We start from the raw sequence: 25,821 nt of genomic DNA, 5'->3' as shown, positions 1-25,821 counted from the left end.
CTCTGTGCACCAGCTGCGCGAGGCCGATACTGATCAGGAAATCTACGGGTTGCCGGAGTGGCTGGCCGTGGTTCAGTCGGCGCTGCTCAACGAATCGGCCACGTTGTTCCGCCGCAGGTACTACACCAACGGCTCGCACGCTGGGTTCATCCTCTACATGACCGACCCGCAGCCAGAGGGCATGGACGTGGATGCGCTGCGTGAGGCTCTGCGAGACTCGCGTGGGCCGGGCAATTTCCGCAACCTGTTCGTGCACTCGCCCAACGGCAAGAAGGACGGATTGCAGCTGATCCCGATCAGCGAAGTGGCCGCAAAGGATGAGTTCACCGGAATCAAGCGCGTGACCCGTGATGACATTCTGGCCGCGCTGCGTATCCCCCCGCAGCTGCTGGGTATCGTCCCCCAAAATGCGGGTGGATTCGGTTCGATTCGGGATGCGGCCACGGTTTGGGCGTCGATGGAACTGGCACCCCTGCAATCGCGGATGGCCATGGTCAACGAGTGGCTCGGCGAGGAGGTCATTACGTTCGCCCCGTTTGACCTGGTGCCTGTAGCACCCTGACGGCTTGCCAGGTGAGCTGGCGCCGATCCGAGCTGACCAAGTAGGCCGCCCAGGGGCGGCCTACTTGCGTTTCGAGGGAGCAATTCGTGATGGGTGCAGCCGTAGTGACGCTGTGCCGGGGGAACGGCTCGTCACGTCATTCCGTCAGTGCGATGCCTGGGCCGCACCGGCAGGTCATGGGCTTCTACGGCGATGGATGTAACCAGTGCAACCAGTCTTGCTCAACGACTGGTACGCTCTTCAATCACGCGTAAGTTATTGATATGTATGAGTTGCAATCGCGCTGTAACCAGCGTACCAATGTAACCAGCAATAACAGTGAGTCAGAATTCTCAAGCAGGAAATGGCAGGCGACAAGGCAGCAGTGATACCGGCAAGACCGTTGGGAGACAGGAGAAGCGGCAGCGGGGGAGGAGCGACAGTGCCCGGACAGGGGCTGTAACCAAAAAAGTGTTCCACAACCCCATTTCATAGCTTTCCTGAAACACTGTAAGTAGTGGTGCTTTCTTCTTGGACGCTATTGGATGGCCTCTTGCCTCCATTCTCTGGCGACTGCACGTCTGGCATCCATCCGACCCCCTCAACTCCTCACCAATCACCCCCTTTGGTGCAGGGATTCGCAGGTGGCCGCACGACCCCTCAGTGCCCCCAATAGCCTTGCTGGGCCTGCCACTGGCCCGTGTGCAGGTAGCGCAGAAAAAGCACCCTATGAAGTGCGCAGGTGTGGCGGGGAGACAAGTGCGCGCGGGGGATGGCGGGCGGCGGCTAGTATGCTTAAATTTTCAAGCCGAACTGGCTTTAGTGAGAGGATGCGACTCGGTGCATGGAGGGCCTCGACGGCACAACTCTTGCGGCGATGCCAGCATCAGTGTGGACTGCAGTAGATGAGTCGGAGGGAGCGCGCGTGCGACAAGCAGGGTACTTTGAGGGCCGCAAGATGAAGGACTATCTTGCGAATGTAAGTGACTTCGAGAAATTGGTTGCGCCGCGGCTTACGGCTAGGGACGGGCTGTTGCCCTTCAACGAGGTTCAGGTATCGCGGAGCAACGACTTCTACGTTCTGTCATTGGCGGCGGACCCCAGGATCAGAGTGTTCCCGGTGGAAGAAGCTTCAGCTGTCATTGACCAGCTTGTTGATATGCCGCATCTGTGGCACGGCGCGTCATTCCGGGCTGTTTGCCTCCCTGCGATCTCGGGCGCTAAACATGTGTTCGGTCCTAGCTTCAGCAGGGCGGTGGAGATTGCTCTGACTGAGGGCCTCGTCAAAGCGAAGTACTATTTGCCACAGGAGGACATGGCCGGACATCCCCATTCCTTGCTGACTCACATCCGTCCAGTGGCAAGCATCGATCAGGGGCGACTTGTGCAGCTTGAAGCATGGGAGTACACGCCTGGCAAGGACAACCCGAACACGGCTCTGTATCTGCACTGCATGTCCCCTGACTTTGAAGGAGGCGTAGTGCATTTGGATGGTGCTTCAATCTCCTACAGTGGTGTGGATCTAGACACGCTACTTTGGAGATCAGAGAAAGTACTGGGTGACGTCTACAAGAAGCACTTTCGACTCGATGGCGATATCTCCATTGATGAAATGCATCTGATTGCTTCGGCGTTCTTCACTAGCGATACGCTTTACGCTGAATCTATGCAGATCGAGCGCTTTCATCCCAGCGGAGCGGACTAGTGGGTGGCGTCTGGCGGTAACAATGGCGGTAACCATTTGCTCAATTCTCCCGTAGACGTCCCGCTGCCAAAGTTCTTCGCGGCGAATGTGGGTGATGGTGGGCCCACCAAGAAATTGGCACTCAGGCTCCACCCCGGCGCTTTTTTCGTGCCGCCCGGAAACGTCAGCGCTTGCACGGTGGTTTCACTGGCACGTCGTGACAGCCACAGCCTGCGGCGGCTGCCGGTGCGTGTGCAGGACGCCGGCCAGGGCGCGCGCGCTGAAGATCATCCGGGAGGTTCATGTGCCGCATACACTGGACGTTGTTCTGAAGACGGCAGGCTTCAGTGTCCTCGCGGCGCTTCCGCTGGCGGCGATCGTGTTTCTCCATCGACGCGGCGCACGGCACGCCCGTGCCGCATTGGCATCAGGGTTGCAGGTGAGCGCTCCGCGCCGAATCTCCAAGCGCTCCATGACCCTGGTCATGATCGACGGGAAAGAGGATCGTGAGCACTACCTCTTTGATGCAGAGGCGTTCCATCTGCAGCGGGGCGCGGTGCCCACGGCGGTTCCTCTCACGCAGATCATTGCGGTCAGGCGAACCTCCGACGTCATCTACGGACGCTATGTCTGGCAGGTGGATTTCAGCCGCGCATCGGGCAGGCGCTGCGTGCGCTTCACCACCAACCTGACACTGTTCAACCGCGATTTCCTGCTGTTCCTGGAGGCGGTGCGGAAGGCCAGTCCACTCGCAACTGTCGATCAAGCGGGCATCTTCTTCTGACGGCTAACGGCATGCCTGCACGGCAGCAGCGGCAGCCGCAGCGCGACTGCCGCCATGCCGTCTTCCCGCTGCCTGCACCTACTTCGGCATCAACACCGTATCGATCACATGGATCACGCCATTGGACTGGCCAACATCGGCAATGCTGATGCCGGCCTTGCCACCCTTGGCATCGATGACCCACAGCTTGCCGTCATGCAGGGCGACCGTGAGCGGTTCACCTTCAACGGTCTTCAGCGTGGCCTTGCCGCCGTGCTTCCGGGCGTCGGCCAGCAGCTGCGCAGCGCTGTAGTTGCCCGGTACAACATGGTAGGTCAGGATCTTGGTCAGTTGCGCCTTGTTTTCGGGCTTCACCAGCGTATCAACGGTACCTGCGGGAAGCTTGTCGAAGGCTGCATTGGTCGGCGCGAAAACGGTGAAGGGGCCGGCTCCATTGAGCGTGTCGACCAGGCCGGCCGCCTTGACCGCAGCGACCAGGGTCGTGTGGTCCTTGGAGTTGATGGCGTTCTGGACAATGGTCTTGGTGGGATACATCTCGGCGCCGCCGACCATCACGGTATTGGCGGCGAAGCTCGTGGACGTGGCTGAAACGAGTACGGCGAAGCTTACGGTGGCGGCTATCCGCTGAAGAGCTTTCACGGCGCGTTCCTTTATGGGATGCCCGCAAGGCGCGGGCATCCTACATACGCGTGGGCGAGGTCGCTGGATGCAGGCAGAGCGCTCTGGATGCGGATCCGCAGGAAAAGTCGCGCGTTGTAAAAAGCAAGTGAATTCCCGTTGCATGGGGCAATGATCTGCCGCGGCCGAACCCGCGAACCCTGCACGGGTCCAACGGATATCGGGCGTGTCGACGCCGCGGAGTGCATGAAGCGCGGGCTATTCGCCGTTGCGTTGGCTGAGTTCTTCGAGCCGTGCGCGGCTGACAGACTGGTGATTGCCGCAGGTGGGGCAGCTGAGCGCGGCCGCACCGTCGAGATCGACAAGACCATGGTTGGGGATGGCCCTGAACTGCCGGGAACACCTGATGCAGGAGCAATCGATCCGGGTGACCTGCAGGAGTGTGCCGTCTGCCCGCGTCACTCCCTCGACGCTGATTACGTAGAACTGTCCGATGTCACGCATGAAGATGAACGATCGCCCTGGGTTTGTATGGCCGCCCATCATGCTGCTTTGCCGCTCGCATGGCACGAAGCGCGCGCGATCCAATGCTGAAGAATTAAGAATGCTGCTGCAGGCTCCGCAGATCGGAGAGGTGCGCGCCGCCGGCGTCCGGGAAAGGCCGACGCCCTTCCCGGACATCTTCGATCAGCTTTCCAGGAAGGCCAGCAGGTCGGCGTTGATCCGGTCCGCGTGCGTGGTCGGAATGCCGTGCGGTGCACCTTCGTAGGTGATCAGCTTGCCGTTCTTCACCAGCTTTGCGGAAAGTACGCCGGAGTCGGCGTATGGCACCACCTGGTCATCGTCGCCATGGATCACCAGGACGGGAATGGAAATGCCCTTCAGGTCTTCGGTGAAATCGGTCTGCGAGAAGGCAACGATGCCGTCGTAGTGCGCCTTCGCCGAGCCCTGCATGCCCTGTCGCCACCAGTTCCAGATCACCGCGTCCGAGGGCTTCGCGCCCGGGCGGTTGTAACCATAGAACGGGCCTGCCGGCACGTCGTGGTAGAACTGCGCACGGTTGGCCGCCAGTTGCGCCTGGAAATCGTCGAAGACGGCCTTGGGCGTGCCCTGCGGATTTGCTGCAGTCTTGACCATCAACGGTGGCACCGAGCTGATCAGCACGGCCTTGGACACATTCTTCTCGCCGTGGCGTGCGATGTAGCGGACCACCTGGCCACCGCCGGTGGAATGGCCGACATGCATCGCTCCCTGGGTTCCCAGTGTCTCGACCACGGCCGCAACATCGTCGGCGTAGTGATCCATGTCATGGCCATCCGACACCTGGCTGGAGCGCCCATGCCCGCGGCGGTCGTGCGCGACCACGCGGTATCCCTTGTTGACGAAGAACAGCATCTGCGCGTCCCAGTCGTCGGAGGTAAGCGGCCAGCCGTGATGGAAATGAATGACCTTGGCGTCACGCGGACCCCAATCCTTGTAGAAGATCTCGACACCGTCTCGGGTGGTAACCGTAGCCATTTCAGGTTCCTCGCTGTTGGGAGTTGGGGAGCGTCCGGCGTAGCGGCCATCACCGCGACCGACTCCATTGCAGGCAGCGCTGCGCGGCGCCCTGTGCGCAACGCCTGGCGTGCCGCTGCTGTTACCGCTGCGCGCGCCGACCGCGCCCATCCACGCTGTAGCGCCCTGCACCGGTGCAGGCCAGCAGCAGGAATCCACCGGCCAGGCCCAGGTTCTTCAGGAACATGATCTGCTGGGTCGGGTCGGCGAGGTTGTGGTGGAAGATGGCGGCGGTGACCAGGCTGAAACCTGCCAGCACGATCGACACCAGCCGGGTCTGGAAGCCGAGCAGGATGCACAGGCCACTGCCGATCTCGAAGGCAATGGTCGGCCATAGCAGGATGCCGGGCACACCCATGGCTTCCATGTAGCCCTGGGTGCCACTGAGATCACCCAGCTTGCCGAGCCCGGAGACGAGGAACAGCGCCATCAGCAGGATGCGCGCAAGCAGATAGGCAAGCGAATGCGATGCGTGGCTCACGTCGAGGTCCTCTGAGGATGGCTGGCGAAGGCGATCGGAGCCCACGTCCGGTGAAGCCTGTGTGCAGGCGGGGCCGCCGCCGTGTCTTGACAGCCACCACGCCCCCGGTGGACCTTTCCTGCATGACGATCGATATCGAATCGCTCAGCCTTCGCGAGCTGGGTGCCCTGGTGGTTGCCGCCGAACAGCGGAAACAGCTTGTTTCCCGTCGCCGTCCGGCCGCTGCGGTGCGGCGGATGCTGAAGGCCGCCGCTGCCGAAGCCGGCTATACCCTGGACGAACTGTTCGGCGCAGAGGCGGTCGACGCGCCCGCACCCGGCGCCAAGCCCGCGCGGCGCAGGACTGGCAAGGTGGCGGCCAAGTACCGCGATCCGGAGTACAAGCGGCTCACCTGGTCCGGACGTGGCCGCATGCCGCGATGGCTGGCGTCCAAGGTGCAGAAGGGTCACAAGGTCACCGACTTCCTCATTCCCGGCCTGGCCCGGCCGACGGCGCGCAAGAGCAGCCCCATCGGCAAGCGCACGGTCTTCAAGAAGGACTGAACCGCGGCATGGCAGATGATGCAGGCATGACGATCGCGCCCAGGGCCCTGTACACCGCCGCAGCCGCGGCCGTGCTGGTCAGTCTGCTCGCCTGGGCGGTGGAATGGAGCGGGATGGCCTATGTCTGCCCCTACTGCCGGGTGCAGCGCACGGTGATCGGCATTGTGGGCGTGCTGACGCTGTTCGCGCGACCGGGCGGCATCGTGGTGCCCTGGCTGTCGTACACCAGCGGCGCGTTCGCCTTCGTGGTGGCGGCGATGCAGCACTTCAACGGCTGGAAACGCATTTCCGCGGGCGACTTCCGCTTCAACGAGCAGTGGTACATCGACCCCTGGCTGCTGTCGGGCTGTGCGATGCTGATTCTGATGGCGCAGTTGATGCTGGTGCAGGCGGCGTGCCGGCGCAGGCTGCAGTGATGCCTCGACGCGGGGCGCAGCGCTAGGCGTTCTGGAACACCGCCAGCTGCGCGGCGAAGGCCCGCTGGTAGGCGGGCCGCTGCGTCGCCCGGTCCGCGTAGGCGGCCACCTGTGGGTACGGGTCGAGCAGCCCGCTGCTGTTCAGCCGCAGCAGCACCGAGACCATCATCAGGTCACCTACACTGAATTCGCCGTCCAGCCATGGGCTCCTGGCCAACCACGTCGACAGCTGCGCCAGCCGGGTCCGGACCCGCTCATCGAGCATCGGTAGCCGCTGTGCGTACCACGGCTGTTCGCGCTCCAGTACCCAGGCCATGGAGCGTTCGACAATCGGCGGCTCCACCGTGTTCAGCGCGGCGAACAGCCACATGATCGCGCGCGTGCGGGCGTCGGGCTCGCGTGGCAGCAGGCCGGCGTGCCGTTCGGCCAGGTGCAGGACGATGGCGCCGGATTCGAACAGGGTCTGGCTGCCCTCCTGCCACGTCGGAATCTGCCCGAATGGATGCCTGGCCAGGTGCGCGGGCTGCTTCAGCTCAGCGAAGGTGAGCAGGTGCACGTCGTAGGGCACCTCCAGTTCCTCCAGTGCCCAGCGCACGCGCATGTCCCGGGCCAGGCCCTGGCCGCGGTCGGGGGAGTTGGCAAAGGCGGTGAGCACGGGAAGCACGGGTACACGCTCGGGTCGGCAAGGGAGGGGCTTTCATGATCCGACGAACGGGCGGGCCGGGAATCGACACCGGCGCTGGCGACGTGCACGTCGCCTGCACGCGTTCTGCACGGGAGCACGGGCGCGGATTCATCAAGCTGCCGGGGTCATCCGTAGCTACAGGCAGGTAGGCATGAATACTCCCGGTAAACCCAAGCCCAGTGGACGCCAGCGCAACATCCTCCTGGCGGCGCTCGCCGCCGTGCTGGTGATCGTCCTGATCATCCTGTTCATTCCCTGGTGAGGCTGCGCGGGCACGCGCCGTGAACGGCATGCCGCTCTGACGTGAAGCAGTCAGTGCGGGTTGGGTGAAGTGATCTGCGCATCAATCGCTGCTCACCCGCGAACCACACGGGCATGTCCACAGTGACCCCACAGGCAGCGCAGTCGAGGCTGCTTTTCTCCCCCGAAACGACGAAACAGGAGCAACGCCATGAGCACCCAGTCCACCATCGAACATCGCCTCAACGACCTGATCGAAATCGCTCGTGACGGCAAGTCGTTCTACGAAGAGGCTGCTACCAAGGTGAAGGATGCCGAGCTGTCGGCGCTGTTCACCCGCATCGCCGGGGTCAAGGGCCGCATCGTCGCCGCACTGAGCGGTTCGGTTGCCGCCAGCGGTGGCAAGCCGGCCGAACACGGCACCGTGGTGGGTTCCATGCAGCAGTTCTATGGCAAGGTCCGCGCCGCCTTCGGTGACACCAACTACGGCTACGTGGCCGAGCTGGAAGAATCCGAAGACCGCCTGCTGGGCGCGTTCAAGGACGTGCTGCAGGACAACGAGCTTCCGCCGGCGGTGCGCCAGGAAGTGACCCAGCTGCTGCCGGAAGTGCAGGAATGCCACAACGTGATGCGTGCTCGAAAGCACGCCATGAAGGCAGCCTGATCGTTCTTAGCGGCTGCTTCCGCTGAGTCGCCGAAGCCGGAGCAGTACGCTGCTCCGGCATTTTTTTTTGCGGTACGTGGCAAGAAAGTGGGGTGGCCTTCCGGCCACCCCGATCGTTCAACCAGACGCGGCTTCGGAATCAGAAGCGCACCGACCACCGTGCTTGGGCGCCGTGGTCGCGGCTTTCGCTGCCGAACTGGCCGCTGTAGCCCAGCTCCAGCTGCTGGCGCGCGGTCAGCCAGGCCGACAGGCCCAGCTCGGCGACCACCGCGTTGTCGGCGATCGGTGCACCGTTGACCGCAAACGTCGTGCTGCCGTTGGCGAAGGCCAGGTTGGCGACCTGGCTGCGATCACCGGAGGCGCGGCGATAGCCGACGCCACCGCGCAGGTGCAGCCAGCTCTCCTGCTGGAACGAAGCCTTCAGCCCCTTGTCGAAGCGCACGCCGGCGGTGGCGATGGTGGTTCCGGTATCGTCCACCTTGCCCTGCAGTGCCGCTGCTCCACCGCGTTCGTTGACGCGCTTGAGGTCCACTTCGACACGCGCCACCTGCAGGTACGGTTCCAGCCCGGCCTCCGGGCCACCGAAGCGGTAGCCGGCTTCGATGAAGGCCTGGCGGGTGCGGGCGTCGTAACGCGCGCTGAGGCTGTCACTGAAACCTGCGAAGGCGACCTCACGCGTACTCTTCACCTCGTGCTTGCTCCACGCCACACCACCGCGCAGGCCGAAGCCGCCCCAGGTGTGGCTGGCATAGGCACCGAAGTGCGTGTTGTCGATCTTCGACTTGGCGCGGCGGTCCTGCTGCTTGACGTCGGTACGGCCGGTCCCGGCCAGCACGCCAACCTGCCAGCCGGAGAACTCGCGGTCGAGGCCGACCAGCAGGCCGTTGCTGTTGGCTTCGGTGCGGGCGGTGTTGTAGTCACCGTCCAGCGTGCTGTTGCCACCGATGGCCTGCACCCACGCACCCGTCGCATCACCGGCGTCCGTACCGGGCGCGGCGACACCGGCACGGCGTGACAACGCGGCATCGCGCACGTAGCGGCTGCCCTCGACCAAGGCGATGGCCGTGGCCGGATGCAGCTCGCCGCTGAGACCGTCGAGCACGCCGTGGATCTGCTGCGGGAACAGCTGGGTCAGCGGCTTGGGCAGGCCCTGGGCGATCGGCAGCAGGTCGGCCGCCGCTGCCACGGCACGCTGGTTGGGGGTGTTGGCAGCCGTGGTCAGCGAGGCGCCACGGGCGACCTCGATACGCGTGCCATTGGCGCCGTAGGCCAGGCTGAACTGCAGGAAGGGCGAGAACGCGCTGAAGTCGGTCCTGGCGAACTGGCCGCTGATGCCACCGTCGGCACGCAGGAAGTTGAACTGTTCGCCGAGGTAGTACACACCCGGTTCCGGCAGTGCGACCAGGGTGCCGCCGAGGGTGGCGGTGCCGGTCACGTGCAGCTGGTCACTGCGGCCACCCGGGGCCAGCTCCGCCGCATACACGCCGGTGGCGCCCTGCACGTAGTTGCCGTTGATGGTCAGCGTGCCGATCGAGTTGCCCGGCGCGATGATGCCGTCGACGCGGGTGTTGCCGAGCGTGCCGACGCCCTTCAGCAGGCCGTTGGCGCCGACCGTGGTGGTGCCGCCGGTCTGCGTGCCGTTGAAGGACACCACGCCGCCGTTGACCACCAGGTTGCTGTTCTTCAGCGCGCCACTGGCGCTGACCGTGCTGACGCCCCCGGTGGTGGTCAGCGCGGTGGAGACCAGGCTGCCGTTCAGCAGGAACTGGCCGCCCTGCACCTCGACCGCCGAGGTGAGCGTGTTGGTGCCGTTCAACTCCAGCGTGCCCTCGCGCAGCACCGCGCCGTTGAAGCGGTTGTTGCCGCTCAGGCGCAGCCAACCGATGCCGGACTTGGTCAGCTTGCCGGGGCCGCCGATGTCGTTGGTCCAGTTGTCCCAGGCATCGCCTTCCCAGACCTTCAGGCCACCGGCCTTCTGGTTCATCACCACGTTGGTGTCCACGCGCAGCGAGCCGTAGCCTTCGATGGCCTTGCGCAGGTCGACCATGCCCCAGCCGTAGATCGGGTCGATCCCCGGCGCGCCAAGGTCGCGCGCGGTGGTCAGCAGCACGTCGCGGACCTGGGCGTTGTCCAGGTAAGGGAAGCGCTCCATCAGCAGGCCGAGCGCGCCGGTGATGTGCGGCGCCGCCATCGACGTGCCGGTCTTCGTGCCGTAGACGTACTGGGTGTTCTCGCTGTCGATGATCAGCCGCACGTAAGCGGAGGTGTTCTCGACGCGGCCCTGGATATCGCCGGAAACGATCGTGCTGACGATGTCGGTGCCGGGTGCCGAGATGCACCAGTTGGCCGCAACGCCGCAGATGCTGGAGCTGCCATCAATGACGTAGTCGGTTTCCCCGGCGGCCGCGTTGGGCCGGCGCACGTTGGCCACGGCCAGCCAGTAGGGCTCCAGTTCGGGCTTCCAGCGCGGCATCGAGGCCGTGATACCGGCGACCGCACCACTGCCATTGCCGGCCGACCACACCTGGATGAGGGTCGAGCCCGGGGTGTCGCCGTTGCTGGCGTAGATGCTGCCATACACGCCATAGTCGGCACCGATGTTGGCGTACTGCTGGTCCAGCGCGGCGGCGGTCATGTTGCGCGTGGAAATGCCCCAGCTGTGGTTGATGGCGCGTACGCCCTGCGCCTGGATCTGCGCATACATGTCCAGGGTCGCGGCGTCATCCGGATCGGTGCGGTACAGCGCGCGCGGGCGATAGAAATTGTCGGGGTCCAGGCGCCACTCGTAGTAGGTGTCGCCGAACACGCGGGCGGCGGTGAGGTTCGCACCGAACGCCACGCCGTGCATGCCCTTGCCATCGCGGTTGGCGCCGATGGTGCCCAGTACGTGGGTGCCATGGTCGGCATAGCTGAAGCCGTAAGGCTGGCCGGCAGCGATCAGGCGTGCTGCGAGTGCGGCCGGAACGCCCGCGCCGAGACCATAGTAGTTGTAGCCGGGTTGTTCACCGCGGGTCTGTTCGCAGGCGCCAGCACCTGCGACCACACCCGGCGTCGCACAGTTGGCGCCGATGGTGATGCTGGAGGTATTGCGTCCTGCAAACTCCGGATGCGCCAGCGCGGAGCCCGAATCGAACAGCGCCAAGCGTACGCCCTTGCCGGTCAGGCCGCGTGCATAGGCGTAATCCGCGCCCATCGCAGCCAGGCCCCAATCGGCGTTGAATTCGTCGCTGCGCCAGCTGGCGGGATCGCCGGGGGTGCCGAGAACCGCAGACGGGGTGGCTGCGGTCGGCAGCGCCTGAGCAACGGACGCCTCGGCGGAGGTGTTCGTCGGCTGCGCCCACGCGGCCTGCAGCTGGCGCTGCTGCTGCCAGGCATCGAGTGATTCGCTGGCCATGGCTGGCAGTGCGGTGGCCAGCAGCAGCGAGCTGGCGACGGCAAGCGCCAGCGGGCGGTGCGACAGGGAGCGGGACGAACGGCCATACAGCGGGTGATTCATCGGACAACTTCCTTGGTTGACGGACAACAAGGCCGTTAACGGCAAGGCAGGGCGACATCCCCCATTGATGTGAAGATAATTTTATGAACGTGTTAATGTTCTGTGACGGGCATCTGCGGCGGCTCCGCCGGGCAGCGCACCGTGACTCTTTTTTGTCGAGGTGTTGGAGCCGTCCATGGAGAAAGCCGTCCGTAAACCACAGGTGGCGATATTGGGTAGCGCAGACCCTGGCAGCGACGCGTTCGAGCGCGCAGCGGAAGCAGGGCGTTTCCTGGCCATCCAGGGCATCACGGTCGTCAGTGGGTGTGGCAGTGCGGCTACGCGCGTGGCTGCCGAGCAGGCAATCGCCGCTGGTGGCCAGGTGCTCAGCGTCATTCCGGAGAGCAGCATGCCGCCGGCCGACTGGCCGGCGACGGTGGTGGTGCCCTGTGGCATGGGCGATGCGCGCAACCTGATCATGGCCCTGGCCGGCGATGCCTGCATCGTCATCGGCGGGCGCGCCGGTACGATCTCGGAGGTCTGCCTGGCGTGGCTGCACAAGCGGCCGCTGTTGCCGCTTGTCGGGGCCGGCGGCTGGTCCGACGCGCTGCCGGACAACCCGCCGGACGAGCGCGGCAATTCGCCGATCCTGCCGTGGCGCAACCTGGATGAGCTGGCCGCGCAGCTGCGTGTGCTGGGTCTGCTGCAACACTGAGTCGAGCCGCAGCCGCCTTCACCCGACGTCCTGCGTGCAGCGCTATGGTGGCCTGGCCTGGGCTCACCAGGCTTATCAAGGAGTGATGTCGATGCGTACTTTCAGGAAAGTGATCGCCGGTGCTGTGTTCGCGTTGGCCTGCAGCGGCTCGGTGGCCGTGGCCGGACCGGTCCAGCCCTGCGATCTGCCCTGCTGGAAGGCCTACCAGGCGTGTGTGGCCGGTGGGGGTGATGCCATGGAATGCCAGTACGAATACGATCGATGTGTCATGGAGCGCTGCGGCGCGGTGTAAGCCCAGCCATGATCGGCTGATGACGGGCCCCGTCCATGACGGGGCTCTTCTGTTCGTGCGCAAGGTCGGGCAGTCTCGACGCTTCCTTCCCGGTGGAGTGGAACATGGCCGTCAAGCGCGTCGTCGCCAACATCGCCACGTCTGATCCGGCGCGTGCGGCAGCGTTCTACAGCGAACTGCTGGACATGCCAGTGGTGATGGACCATGGCTGGATCGTCACCCACGGCGGGCAGGGCAGTGCCCCCGCCCAGATCAGCTTCGCCAGCGAAGGAGGTTCCGGCACACCGGTGCCGGACCTGTCGATCGAAGTGGACGACCTGCAGGAGGTACTGGAGCGCGTGCGCGCGGCCGGGGTGGCGGTGGAGTATGGCCCCGTCGACGAGCCCTGGGGCGTGCGCCGCTTCTTCGTCCGCGACCCGTTCGGTCGGTTGCTGAACATCCTCGCCCACGCCTGAGCGACGGCGAGCGCTTCAGCGACGGGTGCCGCCACGCTTCGGGGCCGGCGACACGCCGACCATGCGCAGGCAATCGGCCACCACCGCCGCAATGAACACCTCTGCGTCCTGCGACGGCACAGCGATCAGGTCGTCGGTGGCGCCGTGCACGCCGGCATAGATCAGCGAGGCGGTGACCTGCGGTGCCGGCAGCTGCCACAGACCCGCCTGTACACCGGCTTCGAGGATGCCAAGCAGCTGCTGCTGGATCGCGTTGCGCTCGGCGTTGCCGCGCTGGTGGTGGTGATGGTTGGGGTACACGACGTCGTGCAGCGCGTGCGTGCGCACATAGATCTCGATGTTGGCGCGGATCCAGGCGCGCAGCCGGGCCACGCCATCATGGGCTGGATGCTGCTGCACGGCCTGGTCGACTTCGGCCATGAACCGCTGTGTGTAGCGCTGCGCCAGCGCCTGCAGGATCTCAGTGCGCGAGGCGAAGTAGGTATAGAACGTGCCCTTGGCCACGTCGGCGGAGGCCACGATGTCACTGATGGTGGTCGCTTCCACGCCCTGTGACAGGAACAGGGCCTGCGCGGCGTCCATCAGCTCTTCCTGGCGGGTTTCAGCGGGTTTGGTGCGCGGCCTGGCGACTGCGGGAATCGGCATGGGGCGGGGTCCGGGGGCGACGGTCGCCATTCTAGCCTTCCTCCGGCAATGACTGACCGTCGGTCATTGACTGACGGTCAGTCATCAAACTACGATGCGCGCACGCTCTTTCCCGGCATCCGCACATGCAACGCTTCCGACGGCCGGCCCTGGTGCTGGCGGCCTACCTGGGCACCTTCCTCGCCTCGCTGGACATCAGCATCGTCAACGTCGCGCTGCCGACGCTGCAGCAGGCACTGCACACCGACATGGCCGGGCTGCAGTGGGTGATCAACGCCTATGCCATCGCCCTGTCCGCAGTGATGCTGTCGGCGGGGCCGCTGGGTGACCGCTATGGCCACCGCCGCATGTGGCTGCTCAGCGTGGCGACCTTCACCGTGGGCTCGCTGCTGTGTGCCTGCGCAGGGAGTCTTTCCGCACTGGTGGCGGGGCGCGCGGTGCAGGGTGTGGCCGGCGCCCTGCTGATCCCGAGTGCGATGCCGATCCTCAGCCATGCGTTTCCCGAAGCGCGTGCGCGTGCGCGCGTGATCGGGGGCTGGTCGGCGTTCAGTGCGCTGGCGCTGGTGCTGGGGCCGCTGCTGGGAGGCGAACTGGTCCAGCGCGCCGGCTGGCCTGGCATCTTCCTGATCAACCTGCCGCTGGGCCTGCTTGCACTCGCGCTGGGGGCCTGGGGCATTCCAGAGCGACGGCATCCGCAGCACGCCGCGCTGGATCCGGCCGGGCAACTGCTGAGCATTGTCGCGCTGGCTGCACTGAGCTATGGCCTGATCGCCATCGGCGAGCACGGCCTGCTGGCACCTGCAACCCTGCTGGCGCTCGGCATCGCGGCTGCGGGCCTGGCACTGTTTGGCCGGGTCGAGCGCCGGGTGGCGCGGCCGCTGCTGCCGCTGGACCTGTTGGCGATACCGGGTTTTGGCGTGCTCAACCTGGCCTCGTTCGTGCTCGGATTCACCGCCTATGCCAGCCTGTTCTTCCTGTCGCTGTTCTTCCAGCAGGCGCAGGGACACGGGGCTGCGCAGGCCGGTGCGCAGCTGGTACCGCAGTTCGTCCTGATGGCGGTGGTGTCGCTGCTGTTCGGCCGGCTGGCGGCGTGGATCGGGCTGCGTACCGCGCTGGTGGCGGGCTATGCACTGACCGGCATGGCGCTGTGTGCGATTGCCACGTTCGGGCCGACCACAGCGCACGGCCAGGCCAGCGCCCTGCTGATGCTGCTCGGCACTGGCATGGGGCTGGCGGTACCGGCGACCGGCATGGCGGTGATGTCATGCGTACCGGTCGAACGTGCTGGCATTGCGTCGGCCACGATGAACGCGCTGCGCCAGGCCGGCATGAGCCTGGGCATTGCGCTGCTGGGCAGCCTGATGGGCCTGCGCGCCGTGCAGCAGTTCGCTGCGGCCGCGCAGGCGTCCGGGCAGCCTGCGATGGCTGCGCAGGCCCGCGCACTCATCCTGTACCCGGCGTTGCCGCTGCCAGGATCGCAGGCCCAGGCGTGGTACCGCAGCGCGATGGCCAGCGGTTTCGGCTGGGCAATGACGGTCGCCGGCGTGCTGGCCCTGCTGGCGGCGTTTGCGCTCTACCGGCACCGCAAGCCGGGCTGAACCGACGGGCTCAACCCTGCTGACGCTGCGGCGTCGAGGTCGCTGGCGCGGGTTCGGCCGCCTGCTGCTGTTGCCGCCGTGCATTGGCATGGCGCGCGTGCCCGCCTTCGCGGCCGATCGCGGCCATGTGCTGGCGGTTGCGGCTGATTGCCTCGCCACCCTTGCGGCCCGCTTCGCGCGCCTCCGCCGGGCTGAATTCATGTGCGTTGCCGGAGGCGTGGGCGGCGCGTCCCCCCTTGGCGGCGATCGCGCGCTGCTTGTCCTGGTCCATCGAGGCGAAGCCACGGTGGGAGGTGCCGTGACGCTGGTCAGCCATGTGAATTCTCCCGGTGCATGGAAAGGAAGCTCATCCTTGCCGCTACGTGGCTAAGGCAGTGTCCGCACCGGTGGCCTTGCCTTCACGCTGCGTCGCGCGCGCGTTCATGGCCGCGCTACATGGCGGCGCGTGAGCGCCGCCTTGCTAGGATGGAGCCCGCACGCCGGATGGATGCCCGGCCAGGAAGGGACACCATGAACCGATTTGGATGGCTCGCCCTGTTGGCCTGCGCTGCGCCGGCGCACGCGGACAACGCACTGCTGAGCGGCAGTTTCGTCCACTTCGGCTATTCGGCCAGCGATGAGCAACTGCCGGCGGCACAGCTGCCGATGTTCCTCGACGAGCTGCAGGATCTGGGCAATGACACGCTCATCATCGGCCAGACCCGCGCCACCCGGGCTGGCGTAGGCTGTGCCGGCAGTACGCAGGATTTCGAATGGATCGCCGGCTTCCCGGCCAAGCTGGGCACGGTGCTGGACGCCGCCGCAGCACGTGGGATGAAAGTCGTGGTCGGCACCACCTACAGTTCGGGCCAGTGTGCGACGTTCTGGCAGGGATCGAATGCCGCAGCGGTGGCGCAGGATGCCGCGCAGTCGATGGCGCAGCTGGCCCAGCAGTACGCGGCGCATCCGGCATTCGCCGGCTGGTACATCACCGATGAGCCTGCGCAGGTGCCGGCCGAGCGCGCGTCCTTCTACCGCGCGGTCGTCTCCGCACTGAAGGCGGCGACGCCCTCCCGGCCGGTGATGGTGGCGCCCTACCTGGCATCCTCCAGCGTCGATCCGGCCAGTGTGGCCAGCGCTGCGCTGCGGTTCCGTGCGGCCACGGGCGTCGACGTGCAGATCTGGCAGGACGGCATCGGCGCGGCGCCGTACGCGAAACTGTTCCAGTGGGATCGACCCGGCTACAGCACCGAGCAGTACTACCAGGCCTTGTCGGCGCAGCTGGGGGCCAGTGGCCTGTGGGCCGACATCGAACTGTTCAACCATGGCAGCCCGCTGTTCCTGGACACCGGCAACGGCCTGTCCGGTGCCTACCGGCCGGCGTCGGTGCAGCGCATCAACCAGCAGTTGTGGAGTGCGCGCTCGGCTGGCAAGCGCGTTGCCTGGCTCAACCAGTACCACCTGTCCGAAGTGGTCGGCCCCGGCCAGGGCTACGGCGAGGCGCCGCGGATGATGAACACCTATCGCGGCCTGTATGGCCTGGGTGCGTCGTACATCGTCGATCCGCTGCAGACCACCTACCACTACAGCGTGGCGCCGGCGGCCAGCTATCCCGACAGCAGCGGCCACGAGCTGTTCGACCGCCGTGTGGGCGACCCGCGCAATCCGATGGACGCGGGCTGGGTCGGCGTGCACGGCAACCTCAGCATCACCCTCGACCTCGGCCAGCGCCGGCGGGTGGACTGGATCGGCCTGCACACCCTGACGCGCCCGGCCTGGGGCATCGTCACGCCGACATCGGTGGAGGTGATGTGCGCCGAGCCGGGAACTGCCGCCGTTTCGATCGGCTCGCTGTCGGCACCCTTCACCCAGGCCGGCGTGATGGGTTCGACCGAAGAGGAGTATGTACTCGGCAATGCAGTGCCGCTGGCCGCGCTATGCCGCACGCTGGAGCTGCGCGTGACCAACGGCAGCTGGACCTTCGTCAGCGAAATCGAGATGGCCGCCGAGCAGTAGCGCCTCAGCGCCAGCGCGCGTCCTGCAGGCGCTGGGCGAAGGGGCGCTGTTCGAGCGCGGCAAGCGCTTCGCGCAGTACCTGCTCCAGCGACTGCCCCAGATCGGCATCGAGGCTGCGCGCCGCACGCGCGGTGGCCTGCCATTGCGCCTGCAGCGCAGGCAGCGCCCGCTGCGCGCGCGGGCTCAGCTCCAGGATGCGTTCGCGCCCATCCTCGCCGTTGGCGGCGTGCAGCCAACCGTCGCGCACCATCGCCGCCACCGTCTGGCTGAGCGCCGAATGGCTCAGCCCGCAGGCCAGTGCCAGGTCCTTGATCCGGCTGGGGCCCTGTGCCATCAGCGTGCGCAGTACCGGCGTGTAGCGGGGGCGGTAGTCCAGCTGCAGGTCCCGGTAGGCCTGCTCCACCGCAGGGTCCAGCTGGTCGAGCAGGGCGCGCAGCAGGGTGCCCAGCGTGGCGTGTTGGAGATCCATCACCGGGATGATATATAAGCGCTTACATATCTTCAATGCAGGGTGGGTCATGGCGTTCTCCTGGATGCTCGGTGCGCTGCTGGGCGCGGCCTGCCCGGCGCAGGATGCGGTGCTGCAGGCGGCGGCCAGCGCCGTGCAGGCGCAGTACCTGGACGAGGCGGAGGGCGCCCGTATCGCCGATGCCCTGCGCACCTGGGCGGCGCAGCAGCGCTATGCGGGCAGCTGTGCCGATCCTGTGGCCTTCAGTGCACGCCTGAACCAGGACCTGGACCGCTTCGACGGCCACTTCCACGTTGAACGCGTGGACGCAGCGGCCGGCCAGGACGACTGGCTGATGGCCTGGCGCGCCGATGCCCGCGTCGATGGTGCCGGCGTGCGCGAGGTCCGGGTGTTGGAGGGCAACGTCGGCTACCTGCGGCTGAGCACCTTCTATCCGCTGGATCTGGCCCGGCCGAAGCTCGCGGCGGCCTTCACGCTGCTGGCCGACACCGATGGGCTGGTGCTGGACCTGCGCCAGAACGGGGGCGGCGACGACGGCAGCGCGGACCTGCTGGTACGCACGCTACTGGACACGAAGATCGACGCGGTGCAGCAGCTGGACCGGCGCGGCCGGCGCACGCCGGTACCGCTGCCTCCGGCGAGCCTGCCCGCGTACCTGAAACCGTTGGTGGTGCTGATCGACCGCCGCACCGGCTCGGCGGCCGAGTTCGTTGCCTATTCACTGCAGGCGTTGGGCCGTGCCCACATCGTCGGCACGCGCAGCGGAGGTGCCGCGCATATGTTTGGTGATCCTGTGCTGCTGCCCGATGGCTATCAGATCAGCATTCCCGACCGGCAACCGATCAACCTGCGCACCGGCGGCAACTGGGAACGAACCGGCGTAAGGCCCGATATTGCTGGCGGCGACGACCCGCTGTTCATCGCACGGCAACTGCTGGCGCCGGCAAAGTCGTCACGATGAACGCAGCATTGCGTGGCCATGCTCTCGCAGACGCGCGGATGCGTGCCTAGAATCGAAGCATCCCGGTAGTTCCCGGGCGCTTCGAGTGAATGGACTCAATGAAGATTCTGTTGACCGGCAGTTCCGGGCGCATCGGGCGCGCGATCTTCGGTGCGCTGGCGGCCACCCACGAGGTGGTGGGCCTGGACCGCAGCCCGTTCGCGACCACGCGCATCGTTGCCGATGTCACCGATCGCCAGGCCGTCGCGCGTGCGGTTCGCGGCGTGGACGCAGTCATCCATACTGCGGCCCTGCATGCCCCGCATGTCGGCCTGGTGCCGGATACGGTGTTCCAGCAGATCAATGTGGAGGCCACCGCACACCTGCTGCAGGCGGCGCGCGACGCCGGTGCACGGCGCTTCGTGCTGACCAGCACCACCGCCCTGTACGGCCACGCGGTGGTGGCCGGCGGCTGCCGTTGGATCGACGAAGACACCGAACCGCTGCCGCGCACGATCTACCACCGCACCAAGCTGCAGGCCGAGACCCTGGCCGAAGCCGCTGCCGCGCCGGGCTTCAGCGTTCGCGTGCTGCGCATGGGCCGCTGTTTCCCCGAGCCGCCCGAACGCATGGCAATGTTCCGCCTGCATCGCGGCATCGACGCGCGCGATGTGGCCAGCGCACATGCCGCGCTGCTGCTTGACCACGACGGCACAGGGTTCGCACGCTACCTCGCCTGTGCGCCGACGCCGTTCCGCCGCGAGGACTGCCTGGAACTGGCCACCCATCCGCGCAGCGTGCTGGCCCGCCGCGCACCGCAGCTGCTGGCCGAGTTCGAGCGCCGTGGCTGGCCATTGCCATTGAGCATCGACCGCGTCTACGACAGTGCCCGCCTGCGCAGCGTGCTGGGCTGGCAGCCGAGCTTCGGGCCGGACGAGGTGCTGCAGCAGTACGCCGTCGGCAGCATCGAGGTACTGCCGCGCGCGCAGTGGCTCAAGGACCGCGTGGCCGAATGAAGGCGTCGGCAGGGACGGGCCGCTGACCCGACCCTGAGCAGATTCAGGAATATCCAGGCGGGTTGCCTCAACCTCGTTGGCGGGCGGCCGCTAACCCGGTGCGCTTCCAGCGCCGGGGCCCCCCGGCGGCCGGTGGCCTGCGCGACGGATCGCGCGCCTGCGCGGTGCCCTCGGGGTGCCGGTCGTCCTGAACTGCCTTGTGGACCCTCCCATGCCTTCTTCCCGTTCCGCCGCTGCCCGCCGCCCGGGCAGCATCGCCCACAAGCTGATGCTGGGCACCGCCGCCATCGCACTGCTGTGCTTCGGCCTGACCGCGTTCCTGATCTATCGCCAGGCCAGCACCAGCCTGATCAATGCCTCGCGGCAGACCATGACCAGCGAGGCGACCGCCGAAGCGCGCCAGGTGGCGGCCGATCTGGGCACCGCCTTCGCCAGCAACGATGCCATGGTTGAAAGCGTGCTGGCCCAGCGCGCCCGTGGTGACGTGCCCGACCGCGCCAGCCTGGCGGCGGTGCTCGGCGAGCAGCTGCGCAGCCATCCCGAATGGCTGGGCAAGAGCACCATGTGGGAGGCCGATGCCTTCGACGGCAAGGATGCCGAGTTCGTCAACACCGAGGCGCACGATGCCACCGGTCGCTACATGAGCTACTGGGCCTGGCAGGAGGGCAAGCCGCAGCAGTCGGTGATGACCGATTACACCGAGACCGCCAGCGGATCGGGTGACTGGTACATGGGGCCCAGCCGCGACAAGCTGCCGAAAGTCAGTGAACCGTATGCCTATGACATCGCCGGGCAGCAGGTGCTGATGAGCACGCTGAGCACGCCGATCATCGAGAACGGCAGGTTCCTGGGTGTGTTCACCGTCGACTTCTCGCTGGCAGCGTTGCAGAAGCACCTGGCCACGCTGAAGCCGATGGGGGCCGGTCGTGTCGAACTGCTCTCGCCCAAGGGCGTGGTGCTGGCCTCGGCCAATGCCGCCGAGATCGGCAAGCCGCGCAGTGATGCATTGACCCGCAGCATGCTGGCCGAGATTGCCGCCGACCGCCCGTTCGAGGCCTTCAGCCCCGATGCGGCCGGCAACGTGCGCGTGTATGTGCCGCTGCGCGTGGGCGACGCCCCGCAGCGCTTCGCGCTGGGCGTGGTGGTGCCGCACGCGGTGATCGTGGCAGAAGCGCGCCAGCTGCTGTGGCTGACCCTGCTGGTCGGCGTGGTCGCCGCGCTGACCCTCAGCGCCGGCGTGTATGTGCTGCTGCGCCGCCTGGCGATCCGTCCGCTGGCTGAAGCCGTGCGCGTGGCCGGTGACGTCGCGGCCGGCAAGCTGGACAGCGCACTGCCGGCGCGCAGCAATGACGAAGTGGGGCGGCTGCTGGACGCGATGCAGGGCATGCGCGGCCAGCTGCAGTCGGTGATGGCTGCGCAGGCCGAAATGGCGCGCCGCCACGATGCCGGTGAACTCAGCTACCGCATGGATGCGGCAGCGTTCCCGGGCGAATATGGCCGCATGGTGGCCGACAGCAACCAGCTGGTGGCCTCCAGCAACGCCGTCACCCAGCGCCTGGTGGACGTCATGCAGCGTTATGCCGTGGGCGACCTCAGTGTGGACATGGAAGCGCTGCCGGGCGAGAAGGCGGTGTTCACCGCCGCAATGGCAACCACCAAGCACAACCTGGCCGCGATCAACGAGCAGATCCAGCAGCTGGCCGCCGCGGCGGCCGCCGGTGATTTCGCGGTGCGCGGTGATGCGCTGCGCTTCGACCATGACTTCCGCCGCATGGTCGAAACCCTGAACACCATGATGGAGGTGAGCGACCACAACCTGGCTGCGCTGTCCACGCTGCTGCGCGCGATCGCCGCCGGTGACCTCAGCACCCGCATGCAGGGGGACTTCCACGGGGTGTTCGCGGTGATGCGCGACGATGCCAACAGCACCGTGCAGCAGCTGACCCAGATTGTCGGCCAGATCCAGCAGTCGGCGGCCAGCATCCGCCTGGCCGCCGGTGAGATTGCGGCCGGCAACAGCGACCTGTCGCGCCGCACCGAACAGCAGGCGGCCAACCTGGAAGAAACGGCTGCGTCGATGGAAGAGCTGACCTCCACCGTGCGCCAGAATGCCGAGCATGCGCTGCAGGCCAACACCCTCGCCGGTTCCGCGGCGGGCGTGGCCAGCGAAGGCGGGCAGGTGGTCAGCCAGGTGGTGCACACCATGGAACAGATCGAAGCGTCCTCGCAGCGCATTGCCGAAATCATCTCGGTGATCGATGGCATTGCATTCCAGACCAACATCCTGGCGCTGAACGCAGCAGTGGAAGCGGCGCGCGCCGGTGAGCAGGGCCGTGGCTTCGCCGTGGTCGCCAGTGAAGTGCGCGCGCTGGCGCAGCGCTCGGCAGGTGCCGCGAAGGAGATCAAGGCGCTGATCGACGCCTCGGTGGCCCAGGTCGGTGCCGGCGCGCAGCTGGTACACGGCGCGGGGCGCACCATGCAGGACATCGTCGGCCAGGTCGGTCGGGTCAACGAGATCATGGCCGAGATCTCGGCCGCCTCGCGCGAGCAGTCGGCCGGCATCGAGCAGGTCAACCAGACCGTGGTGCAGATGGACGAAACCACCCAGCAGAACGCCGCGCTGGTGGAGGAAGCCAGTGCCGCCGCGCGTGCGATGGAGGAGCAGGCCGAGCAGCTGGCGGTGGCGGTGTCGCGCTTCCGGCTGCAGGCCGAGCCGGCGGTCGTGGCACGCCGCGCGGCCTGATCGCACAAATGAAGACGCCCGGCGGGGGCCGGGCGTCGGTTGCATCCTTGCCGCGCATCCCTGCGCCGGTCTGATGGCTTAGAACATTCCTTCAAACGGGTTCCAGCTGGCGCGACCCTCCACCTTCTCCAGGTAGTAGCTGTAGTTGGTGCTGGAGGCGACCAGCAGATTCATCGCGATGAACAGCATGCGCCCGACGACGTCGGGAAGGAACATGCTGATGATGGCCAGCGCGATGTTGATGCCGATGACCACCAGCGCCTTGCGCCACATGCCCAGGATCAACAGGTAGATCGCACCGAAGAACAACGCGAAGAAGTTCAGGTTGATCTTCAGGCGGTCACCGAACGACAGCGCCTTCCAGGCCTGCTTGAAACCGGGATTCTTGGGGGCGCCATGCTGGCGGAAGAAGTTGAAGCGGAACTGCCACTTCGGGCTGAACTGGGACAGGTCAGTGGTATTCATTTTGGGGAAACATCCCTGTGAGAAAACGTTTTCATGATAAGGCAAGTCCTATTCAGGATCCAAGGGCTGCCGTCAAAAATGTGACGCGTGCCATGTTCCACGTCGTGCGGCCGGGTGCCGCACCGTCACCCGCCTGCCTCGTTTTTAGGTTAGGGTGCGCAGTTCCGCTGCCGCCCCGGTTGGACCCGTGCGGCGGCGGGATGTCCATGGAGGTTGCATGACCACACCTGCTACACCGGAAAACGCACCGGGACCGGTGCTCCTGCCGACACCTGAAGTGGTGCAGGCACAACAACTGCTCGCACGCCAGCAACTGGCGGTGGCGATGGACCGTGCACGCACGGCCGCCACGCGCGACGCGGCACCGGCCGCGCTGGAAAGCGAGTAACCCGCAACACCGTCGATCGCGCTGGCAGGTCGCCAGCGCGATCACGGCGCGAGCTGCCGGTCAGAACCGCGCGGTCATGCTGAGGAAGTAGCTGCGCCCGGCGACGAAGTAGTCGGTGGAGCCCTCTGCATACAGCTTCTTGTCCGCCAGGTTGCTGACGCCACCGCGCAGGGTCAGCACCTCGTTGACGTTCCATGCCGCGGTCAGGTCATACAGGGTGTAGGCCTTGAGGAAGGTCGTGGCGGTGCCGGCCTGCCTGCCGGTGTACTGCGCCGACAGGCTGCTGGAGAACACCGTGCCGGGCGTCCAGTCCAGCGACGAATAGCCGGAGAATTCCGGCGTATCGATCAGGTCGCGGCCGGTGGTCAGGTTCCTGGCTTCCTTCATCCAGGTCGCCGACGTGCGCCAGCGCCACTGCTCGCCGAAGCGGACGTTGAAATTGCCTTCCATGCCACTGGTGCGCGCGCGCTGCACGTTGCTCATGCGCGTCCACCAGAGGCCGTTGAACAGGCCCAGGGGCGCGTACTCGATCTTGTTGCGGAAGTCGGTATGGAAATAGGTCACCCCGGCATCGATCAGGTCATTGTCGAAGCTGATGCCGATCTCGCGGTTGGTGCTGGTTTCCGGATCCAGGTCCGGGTTGCCGGCCATGTAACAGCCGCCGCGGGTATAGCCCAGCGGGATCAGCGAGGTGCAGCCGCGGCCGCCGGACTGGGTAGCCGCGCTGGCTGAGTTCTCGGTCAGGCTGGGCGCGCGGAAGCCCTTGGAGACACCACCGCGGATCGTCCACTGTTCGGCCGGGTGCCAGACCAGGTAGGCACGCGGGCTGACGTGGCCGCCGAACTGCGGGTGATGGTCCAGGCGCGCGCCCACGGTGAGGGCGAGGGTGCGGTGCAGCTTCAGTTCGTCCTCGACGAACAGCGCCCAGGTATCCACGTCCAGATTGGAGCCGCTCACCGCGTTGCCGGCGTAGTCGATCGGCGCGCGGCCGATGGTGTCGGTGTTGGTCAGCTGCTGGCGCTTCCACTGCCCACCCGCTGCGAACTGATGTTCAACGCCCAGGGTGAATGGCGTGGTCAGGCTGCCTTCGATGATCGTATCGGTGGCCTCGGAACGGCCGGTGGCACCAATGTCGTTCGTGTATTCGGTCCAGTACGCGCTGAGCCTGGAGGTGCCGAAGCGCCACCTGCCATCGTGGTTGAGCGCCAGCGAGCTGCGCTTGAGCTCACTGGCACCCCAGGCGCCTTCGTCCTGCTTTTCCAGCGACGCATCGATGAAGGCCTGCTGCACGCCATGGCCCGCCTCCAGCGACAGCGTCTGTGCGTCGCTGAGCGTCCACTGCAGCAGGGCATCGACATTGCGGTCCTTCTCGCCGGCGTAGGCGTTGCCATAGATGCCGCCGTTGGACTGGTCCGAATCACGGCGCATGCTGTTGGCACCGATGCGCAGGCCGAAGCGCTCGCCCAGCGGGCCGGAGAAGGTCGCGCCGATCTGCTGGGTATCGCCGCGCTTGCTGTCACCGGGGCGGGTAAGGCTGTGGGTGGCGCTGCCAGTCCAGGCGTCGCCGATGCGCCGGGTGATGATGTTGATCACCCCGCCCATGGCGTCGGAGCCGTACAGCGAGGACATCGGTCCACGTACCACTTCGATGCGCTCGATCTGCTCGGGCGCGATCCAGTTCAGGTCCTGGCGGCCGAGATCGGGGCGGTAGTGGGTCGAGGCCGAGCTGCCCATGCGCTTGCCGTCCACCAGCACCAGCGTGTAGTTGGACGGCATGCCGCGCAGCTTGATCTTGGACTGCTCGCCGACTGCACTGAGGCCACCGGTCACCCCCGGAACACGGCTGAGCAGGGTGGCCAGGTCGGGCACCGGCTGGCGCTCGATGTCCTCGCGGCTGATCACGCTGATGCTGGCCGGGGCATCCTTGATCCACTGCTGGCTGCCGGAGGCGGTGACCACCACGGCGTCCAGGTCCTGGGGGGAGGCCTCGGCGCTGGCCTCGGCGGCGGCCAGGACGGGCAGGGCCAGCAGGCAGGCGGTGGCCAGGGCGCTGGCCAGGCGGGTGCGCGGCAGGCGCGCGCGGGGGGAACGGGACAGCAGGGACATGACGGCTTCCATGGGAGGTAGGGTGACCCGATGGAAGCAGCAGGCGCAGCAGACAGCAGGCAGCTACCCTTCCGTGGGTCGTCGGGCGCGCGGTGCGGACCGGCGCAGCTGGGTGGGTCGCGGCCGTGCGGAAGACGGTGACCTGCCTGGTTTTTGAATGATACCCGTTCTCATTTGTTACGATCCAGTGCCGGCGCGGATGGAGTGACATCTGGCCGTCCCGCGACGTGATCGCCTGCTATTAGCTGAATGGGGAGAAATCCCGGCGTAGGCCTTCGCACCCGGCTTACATTTGGCGCCCTAGACT

The 25,821-nt window shown here is 66.5% G+C and carries 26 protein-coding genes; 16 read left to right on the top strand and 10 right to left on the bottom strand.

All coding sequences use genetic code 11. The features are described 5' to 3' along the window. The 3 genes from AC5P9I_RS19515 to AC5P9I_RS19505 form a co-directional block, all read left to right on the top strand. Window positions 1-562: phage portal protein (locus AC5P9I_RS19515; RefSeq protein ID WP_495217394.1), on the top strand; the 562-nt coding region annotated here is incomplete at its 5' end. Between the two features lie 823 nt (window positions 563-1,385). Then, the gene (locus AC5P9I_RS19510) at window positions 1,386-2,246 is read left to right on the top strand and encodes a hypothetical protein (RefSeq protein WP_197589531.1); all 861 of its coding nucleotides are present in this window, start codon (window positions 1,386-1,388) and stop codon (window positions 2,244-2,246) included. A 283-nt stretch (window positions 2,247-2,529) separates the two neighbouring features. Further along, on the top strand, window positions 2,530-3,009 hold the full coding sequence (locus AC5P9I_RS19505) for a hypothetical protein (protein ID WP_231353133.1): 480 nt from the start codon (window positions 2,530-2,532) through the stop codon (window positions 3,007-3,009). 78 nt (window positions 3,010-3,087) lie between these two features. Here the strand turns inward: AC5P9I_RS19505 and AC5P9I_RS19500 are convergent, their stop codons facing one another. Then, window positions 3,088-3,648 (bottom strand): fasciclin domain-containing protein, encoded by a 561-nt coding sequence (locus tag AC5P9I_RS19500; protein WP_049470998.1) that lies wholly within the window; start codon window positions 3,646-3,648, stop codon window positions 3,088-3,090. Between the two features lie 225 nt (window positions 3,649-3,873). Between AC5P9I_RS19500 and AC5P9I_RS19495 the strand changes: the two genes are divergently transcribed. Further along, the gene (locus tag AC5P9I_RS19495; protein ID WP_154803407.1) at window positions 3,874-4,221 is read left to right on the top strand and encodes a hypothetical protein; all 348 of its coding nucleotides are present in this window, start codon (window positions 3,874-3,876) and stop codon (window positions 4,219-4,221) included. A 93-nt stretch (window positions 4,222-4,314) separates the two neighbouring features. Here AC5P9I_RS19495 and AC5P9I_RS19490 read toward each other — a convergent pair whose 3' ends face one another. Further along, on the bottom strand, window positions 4,315-5,145 hold the full coding sequence (locus AC5P9I_RS19490; RefSeq protein WP_049471000.1) for an alpha/beta fold hydrolase: 831 nt from the start codon (window positions 5,143-5,145) through the stop codon (window positions 4,315-4,317). Between the two features lie 121 nt (window positions 5,146-5,266). Then, complete coding sequence (locus AC5P9I_RS19485; RefSeq protein WP_049471003.1) at window positions 5,267-5,665, bottom strand: DoxX family protein; 399 nt, start codon at window positions 5,663-5,665, stop codon at window positions 5,267-5,269. Window positions 5,666-5,787: 122 nt separating this feature from the next. Here AC5P9I_RS19485 and AC5P9I_RS19480 point away from each other — a divergent pair, with 122 nt between their 5' ends. Beyond that, window positions 5,788-6,207 (top strand): H-NS histone family protein, encoded by a 420-nt coding sequence (locus AC5P9I_RS19480; protein ID WP_049471004.1) that lies wholly within the window; start codon window positions 5,788-5,790, stop codon window positions 6,205-6,207. A gap of 8 nt (window positions 6,208-6,215) precedes the next feature. Next, window positions 6,216-6,623, top strand: coding sequence for a hypothetical protein (locus AC5P9I_RS19475; RefSeq protein ID WP_049471007.1), 408 nt, complete (start codon window positions 6,216-6,218; stop codon window positions 6,621-6,623). A gap of 22 nt (window positions 6,624-6,645) precedes the next feature. Here the strand turns inward: AC5P9I_RS19475 and AC5P9I_RS19470 are convergent, their stop codons facing one another. Then, on the bottom strand, window positions 6,646-7,287 hold the full coding sequence (locus AC5P9I_RS19470; protein ID WP_049471009.1) for a glutathione S-transferase family protein: 642 nt from the start codon (window positions 7,285-7,287) through the stop codon (window positions 6,646-6,648). Window positions 7,288-7,759: 472 nt separating this feature from the next. On the opposite strand from AC5P9I_RS19470, the gene AC5P9I_RS19465 reads away from it, so the two are divergent. Next, the gene (locus tag AC5P9I_RS19465) at window positions 7,760-8,212 is read left to right on the top strand and encodes a PA2169 family four-helix-bundle protein (protein WP_014648535.1); all 453 of its coding nucleotides are present in this window, start codon (window positions 7,760-7,762) and stop codon (window positions 8,210-8,212) included. Between the two features lie 139 nt (window positions 8,213-8,351). Here AC5P9I_RS19465 and AC5P9I_RS19460 read toward each other — a convergent pair whose 3' ends face one another. Then, complete coding sequence (locus AC5P9I_RS19460) at window positions 8,352-11,708, bottom strand: autotransporter domain-containing protein (RefSeq protein ID WP_049471011.1); 3,357 nt, start codon at window positions 11,706-11,708, stop codon at window positions 8,352-8,354. Between the two features lie 175 nt (window positions 11,709-11,883). Between AC5P9I_RS19460 and AC5P9I_RS19455 the strand changes: the two genes are divergently transcribed. The 3 genes from AC5P9I_RS19455 to AC5P9I_RS19445 all read left to right on the top strand — a co-directional run bounded on the left by AC5P9I_RS19455 (window position 11,884) and on the right by AC5P9I_RS19445 (window position 13,149). Further along, entirely contained in the window at window positions 11,884-12,402 is a 519-nt protein-coding gene (locus AC5P9I_RS19455; RefSeq protein WP_049471014.1) for an SLOG cluster 4 domain-containing protein, read from the top strand. A 91-nt stretch (window positions 12,403-12,493) separates the two neighbouring features. Next, complete coding sequence (locus AC5P9I_RS19450) at window positions 12,494-12,694, top strand: hypothetical protein (protein WP_049471046.1); 201 nt, start codon at window positions 12,494-12,496, stop codon at window positions 12,692-12,694. Between the two features lie 104 nt (window positions 12,695-12,798). Beyond that, entirely contained in the window at window positions 12,799-13,149 is a 351-nt protein-coding gene (locus AC5P9I_RS19445) for a VOC family protein (RefSeq protein WP_049471015.1), read from the top strand. 15 nt (window positions 13,150-13,164) lie between these two features. Here the strand turns inward: AC5P9I_RS19445 and AC5P9I_RS19440 are convergent, their stop codons facing one another. Further along, entirely contained in the window at window positions 13,165-13,794 is a 630-nt protein-coding gene (locus AC5P9I_RS19440) for a TetR/AcrR family transcriptional regulator (RefSeq protein WP_049471016.1), read from the bottom strand. Between the two features lie 125 nt (window positions 13,795-13,919). Here AC5P9I_RS19440 and AC5P9I_RS19435 point away from each other — a divergent pair, with 125 nt between their 5' ends. After that, window positions 13,920-15,392: an MFS transporter gene (locus tag AC5P9I_RS19435; RefSeq protein WP_049471018.1), complete on the top strand. Its 1,473-nt coding sequence runs from the start codon at window positions 13,920-13,922 to the stop codon at window positions 15,390-15,392. Window positions 15,393-15,402: 10 nt separating this feature from the next. On the opposite strand, the gene AC5P9I_RS19430 is transcribed toward AC5P9I_RS19435, so the two are convergent. Then, window positions 15,403-15,708, bottom strand: coding sequence for a KGG domain-containing protein (locus tag AC5P9I_RS19430; RefSeq protein ID WP_049471020.1), 306 nt, complete (start codon window positions 15,706-15,708; stop codon window positions 15,403-15,405). Window positions 15,709-15,902: 194 nt separating this feature from the next. Between AC5P9I_RS19430 and AC5P9I_RS19425 the strand changes: the two genes are divergently transcribed. After that, the gene (locus AC5P9I_RS19425; protein ID WP_049471022.1) at window positions 15,903-17,387 is read left to right on the top strand and encodes a DUF4434 domain-containing protein; all 1,485 of its coding nucleotides are present in this window, start codon (window positions 15,903-15,905) and stop codon (window positions 17,385-17,387) included. Between the two features lie 4 nt (window positions 17,388-17,391). Here AC5P9I_RS19425 and AC5P9I_RS19420 read toward each other — a convergent pair whose 3' ends face one another. Continuing rightward, window positions 17,392-17,856 carry a MarR family winged helix-turn-helix transcriptional regulator gene (locus tag AC5P9I_RS19420; RefSeq protein ID WP_049471023.1) on the bottom strand — a complete coding sequence of 155 codons (465 nt, stop codon included), beginning with the start codon at window positions 17,854-17,856 and terminating at the stop codon, window positions 17,392-17,394. Window positions 17,857-17,905: 49 nt separating this feature from the next. Here AC5P9I_RS19420 and AC5P9I_RS19415 point away from each other — a divergent pair, with 49 nt between their 5' ends. The 3 genes from AC5P9I_RS19415 to AC5P9I_RS19405 all read left to right on the top strand — a co-directional run bounded on the left by AC5P9I_RS19415 (window position 17,906) and on the right by AC5P9I_RS19405 (window position 22,555). Then, window positions 17,906-18,817 (top strand): S41 family peptidase, encoded by a 912-nt coding sequence (locus AC5P9I_RS19415; protein WP_049471025.1) that lies wholly within the window; start codon window positions 17,906-17,908, stop codon window positions 18,815-18,817. 98 nt (window positions 18,818-18,915) lie between these two features. Further along, window positions 18,916-19,812 (top strand): NAD-dependent epimerase/dehydratase family protein, encoded by an 897-nt coding sequence (locus AC5P9I_RS19410; RefSeq protein ID WP_049471026.1) that lies wholly within the window; start codon window positions 18,916-18,918, stop codon window positions 19,810-19,812. A gap of 211 nt (window positions 19,813-20,023) precedes the next feature. Further along, window positions 20,024-22,555: a methyl-accepting chemotaxis protein gene (locus AC5P9I_RS19405; protein ID WP_049471027.1), complete on the top strand. Its 2,532-nt coding sequence runs from the start codon at window positions 20,024-20,026 to the stop codon at window positions 22,553-22,555. A gap of 78 nt (window positions 22,556-22,633) precedes the next feature. Here AC5P9I_RS19405 and AC5P9I_RS19400 read toward each other — a convergent pair whose 3' ends face one another. Further along, window positions 22,634-23,020 (bottom strand): DUF2628 domain-containing protein, encoded by a 387-nt coding sequence (locus tag AC5P9I_RS19400; RefSeq protein WP_046432666.1) that lies wholly within the window; start codon window positions 23,018-23,020, stop codon window positions 22,634-22,636. Window positions 23,021-23,237: 217 nt separating this feature from the next. On the opposite strand from AC5P9I_RS19400, the gene AC5P9I_RS19395 reads away from it, so the two are divergent. Next, window positions 23,238-23,408, top strand: coding sequence for a hypothetical protein (locus AC5P9I_RS19395; protein WP_005419553.1), 171 nt, complete (start codon window positions 23,238-23,240; stop codon window positions 23,406-23,408). 60 nt (window positions 23,409-23,468) lie between these two features. On the opposite strand, the gene AC5P9I_RS19390 is transcribed toward AC5P9I_RS19395, so the two are convergent. Then, window positions 23,469-25,514: a TonB-dependent receptor domain-containing protein gene (locus AC5P9I_RS19390; RefSeq protein WP_049471029.1), complete on the bottom strand. Its 2,046-nt coding sequence runs from the start codon at window positions 25,512-25,514 to the stop codon at window positions 23,469-23,471. Window positions 25,515-25,821: the final 307 nt, after the last annotated feature.

Source organism: Stenotrophomonas sp. YJH_SMC_29 (genome assembly GCF_059371235.1).
The sequence above is the reverse complement of the archived record's forward strand: the minus strand, read 5'-3'. Positions and strand labels throughout refer to the sequence as shown.

Coding starts and splice junctions, on each gene's coding strand:
- AC5P9I_RS19475 (WP_049471007.1), top strand. CDS start 6,216: ATGGCAGATGATGCAGGCATGACGATCGCGCCCAGGGCCCTGTACACC.
- AC5P9I_RS19480 (WP_049471004.1), top strand. CDS start 5,788: ATGACGATCGATATCGAATCGCTCAGCCTTCGCGAGCTGGGTGCCCTG.
- AC5P9I_RS19510 (WP_197589531.1), top strand. CDS start 1,386: ATGGAGGGCCTCGACGGCACAACTCTTGCGGCGATGCCAGCATCAGTG.
- AC5P9I_RS19430 (WP_049471020.1), bottom strand. CDS start 15,708: ATGGCTGACCAGCGTCACGGCACCTCCCACCGTGGCTTCGCCTCGATG.
- AC5P9I_RS19415 (WP_049471025.1), top strand. CDS start 17,906: ATGGCGTTCTCCTGGATGCTCGGTGCGCTGCTGGGCGCGGCCTGCCCG.
- AC5P9I_RS19410 (WP_049471026.1), top strand. CDS start 18,916: ATGAAGATTCTGTTGACCGGCAGTTCCGGGCGCATCGGGCGCGCGATC.
- AC5P9I_RS19445 (WP_049471015.1), top strand. CDS start 12,799: ATGGCCGTCAAGCGCGTCGTCGCCAACATCGCCACGTCTGATCCGGCG.
- AC5P9I_RS19405 (WP_049471027.1), top strand. CDS start 20,024: ATGCCTTCTTCCCGTTCCGCCGCTGCCCGCCGCCCGGGCAGCATCGCC.
- AC5P9I_RS19425 (WP_049471022.1), top strand. CDS start 15,903: ATGAACCGATTTGGATGGCTCGCCCTGTTGGCCTGCGCTGCGCCGGCG.
- AC5P9I_RS19450 (WP_049471046.1), top strand. CDS start 12,494: ATGCGTACTTTCAGGAAAGTGATCGCCGGTGCTGTGTTCGCGTTGGCC.
- AC5P9I_RS19460 (WP_049471011.1), bottom strand. CDS start 11,708: ATGAATCACCCGCTGTATGGCCGTTCGTCCCGCTCCCTGTCGCACCGC.
- AC5P9I_RS19490 (WP_049471000.1), bottom strand. CDS start 5,145: ATGGCTACGGTTACCACCCGAGACGGTGTCGAGATCTTCTACAAGGAT.
- AC5P9I_RS19440 (WP_049471016.1), bottom strand. CDS start 13,794: ATGCCGATTCCCGCAGTCGCCAGGCCGCGCACCAAACCCGCTGAAACC.
- AC5P9I_RS19395 (WP_005419553.1), top strand. CDS start 23,238: ATGACCACACCTGCTACACCGGAAAACGCACCGGGACCGGTGCTCCTG.
- AC5P9I_RS19495 (WP_154803407.1), top strand. CDS start 3,874: ATGAAGCGCGGGCTATTCGCCGTTGCGTTGGCTGAGTTCTTCGAGCCG.
- AC5P9I_RS19435 (WP_049471018.1), top strand. CDS start 13,920: ATGCAACGCTTCCGACGGCCGGCCCTGGTGCTGGCGGCCTACCTGGGC.
- AC5P9I_RS19455 (WP_049471014.1), top strand. CDS start 11,884: ATGGAGAAAGCCGTCCGTAAACCACAGGTGGCGATATTGGGTAGCGCA.
- AC5P9I_RS19465 (WP_014648535.1), top strand. CDS start 7,760: ATGAGCACCCAGTCCACCATCGAACATCGCCTCAACGACCTGATCGAA.
- AC5P9I_RS19390 (WP_049471029.1), bottom strand. CDS start 25,514: ATGTCCCTGCTGTCCCGTTCCCCCCGCGCGCGCCTGCCGCGCACCCGC.
- AC5P9I_RS19420 (WP_049471023.1), bottom strand. CDS start 17,856: ATGGATCTCCAACACGCCACGCTGGGCACCCTGCTGCGCGCCCTGCTC.
- AC5P9I_RS19400 (WP_046432666.1), bottom strand. CDS start 23,020: ATGAATACCACTGACCTGTCCCAGTTCAGCCCGAAGTGGCAGTTCCGC.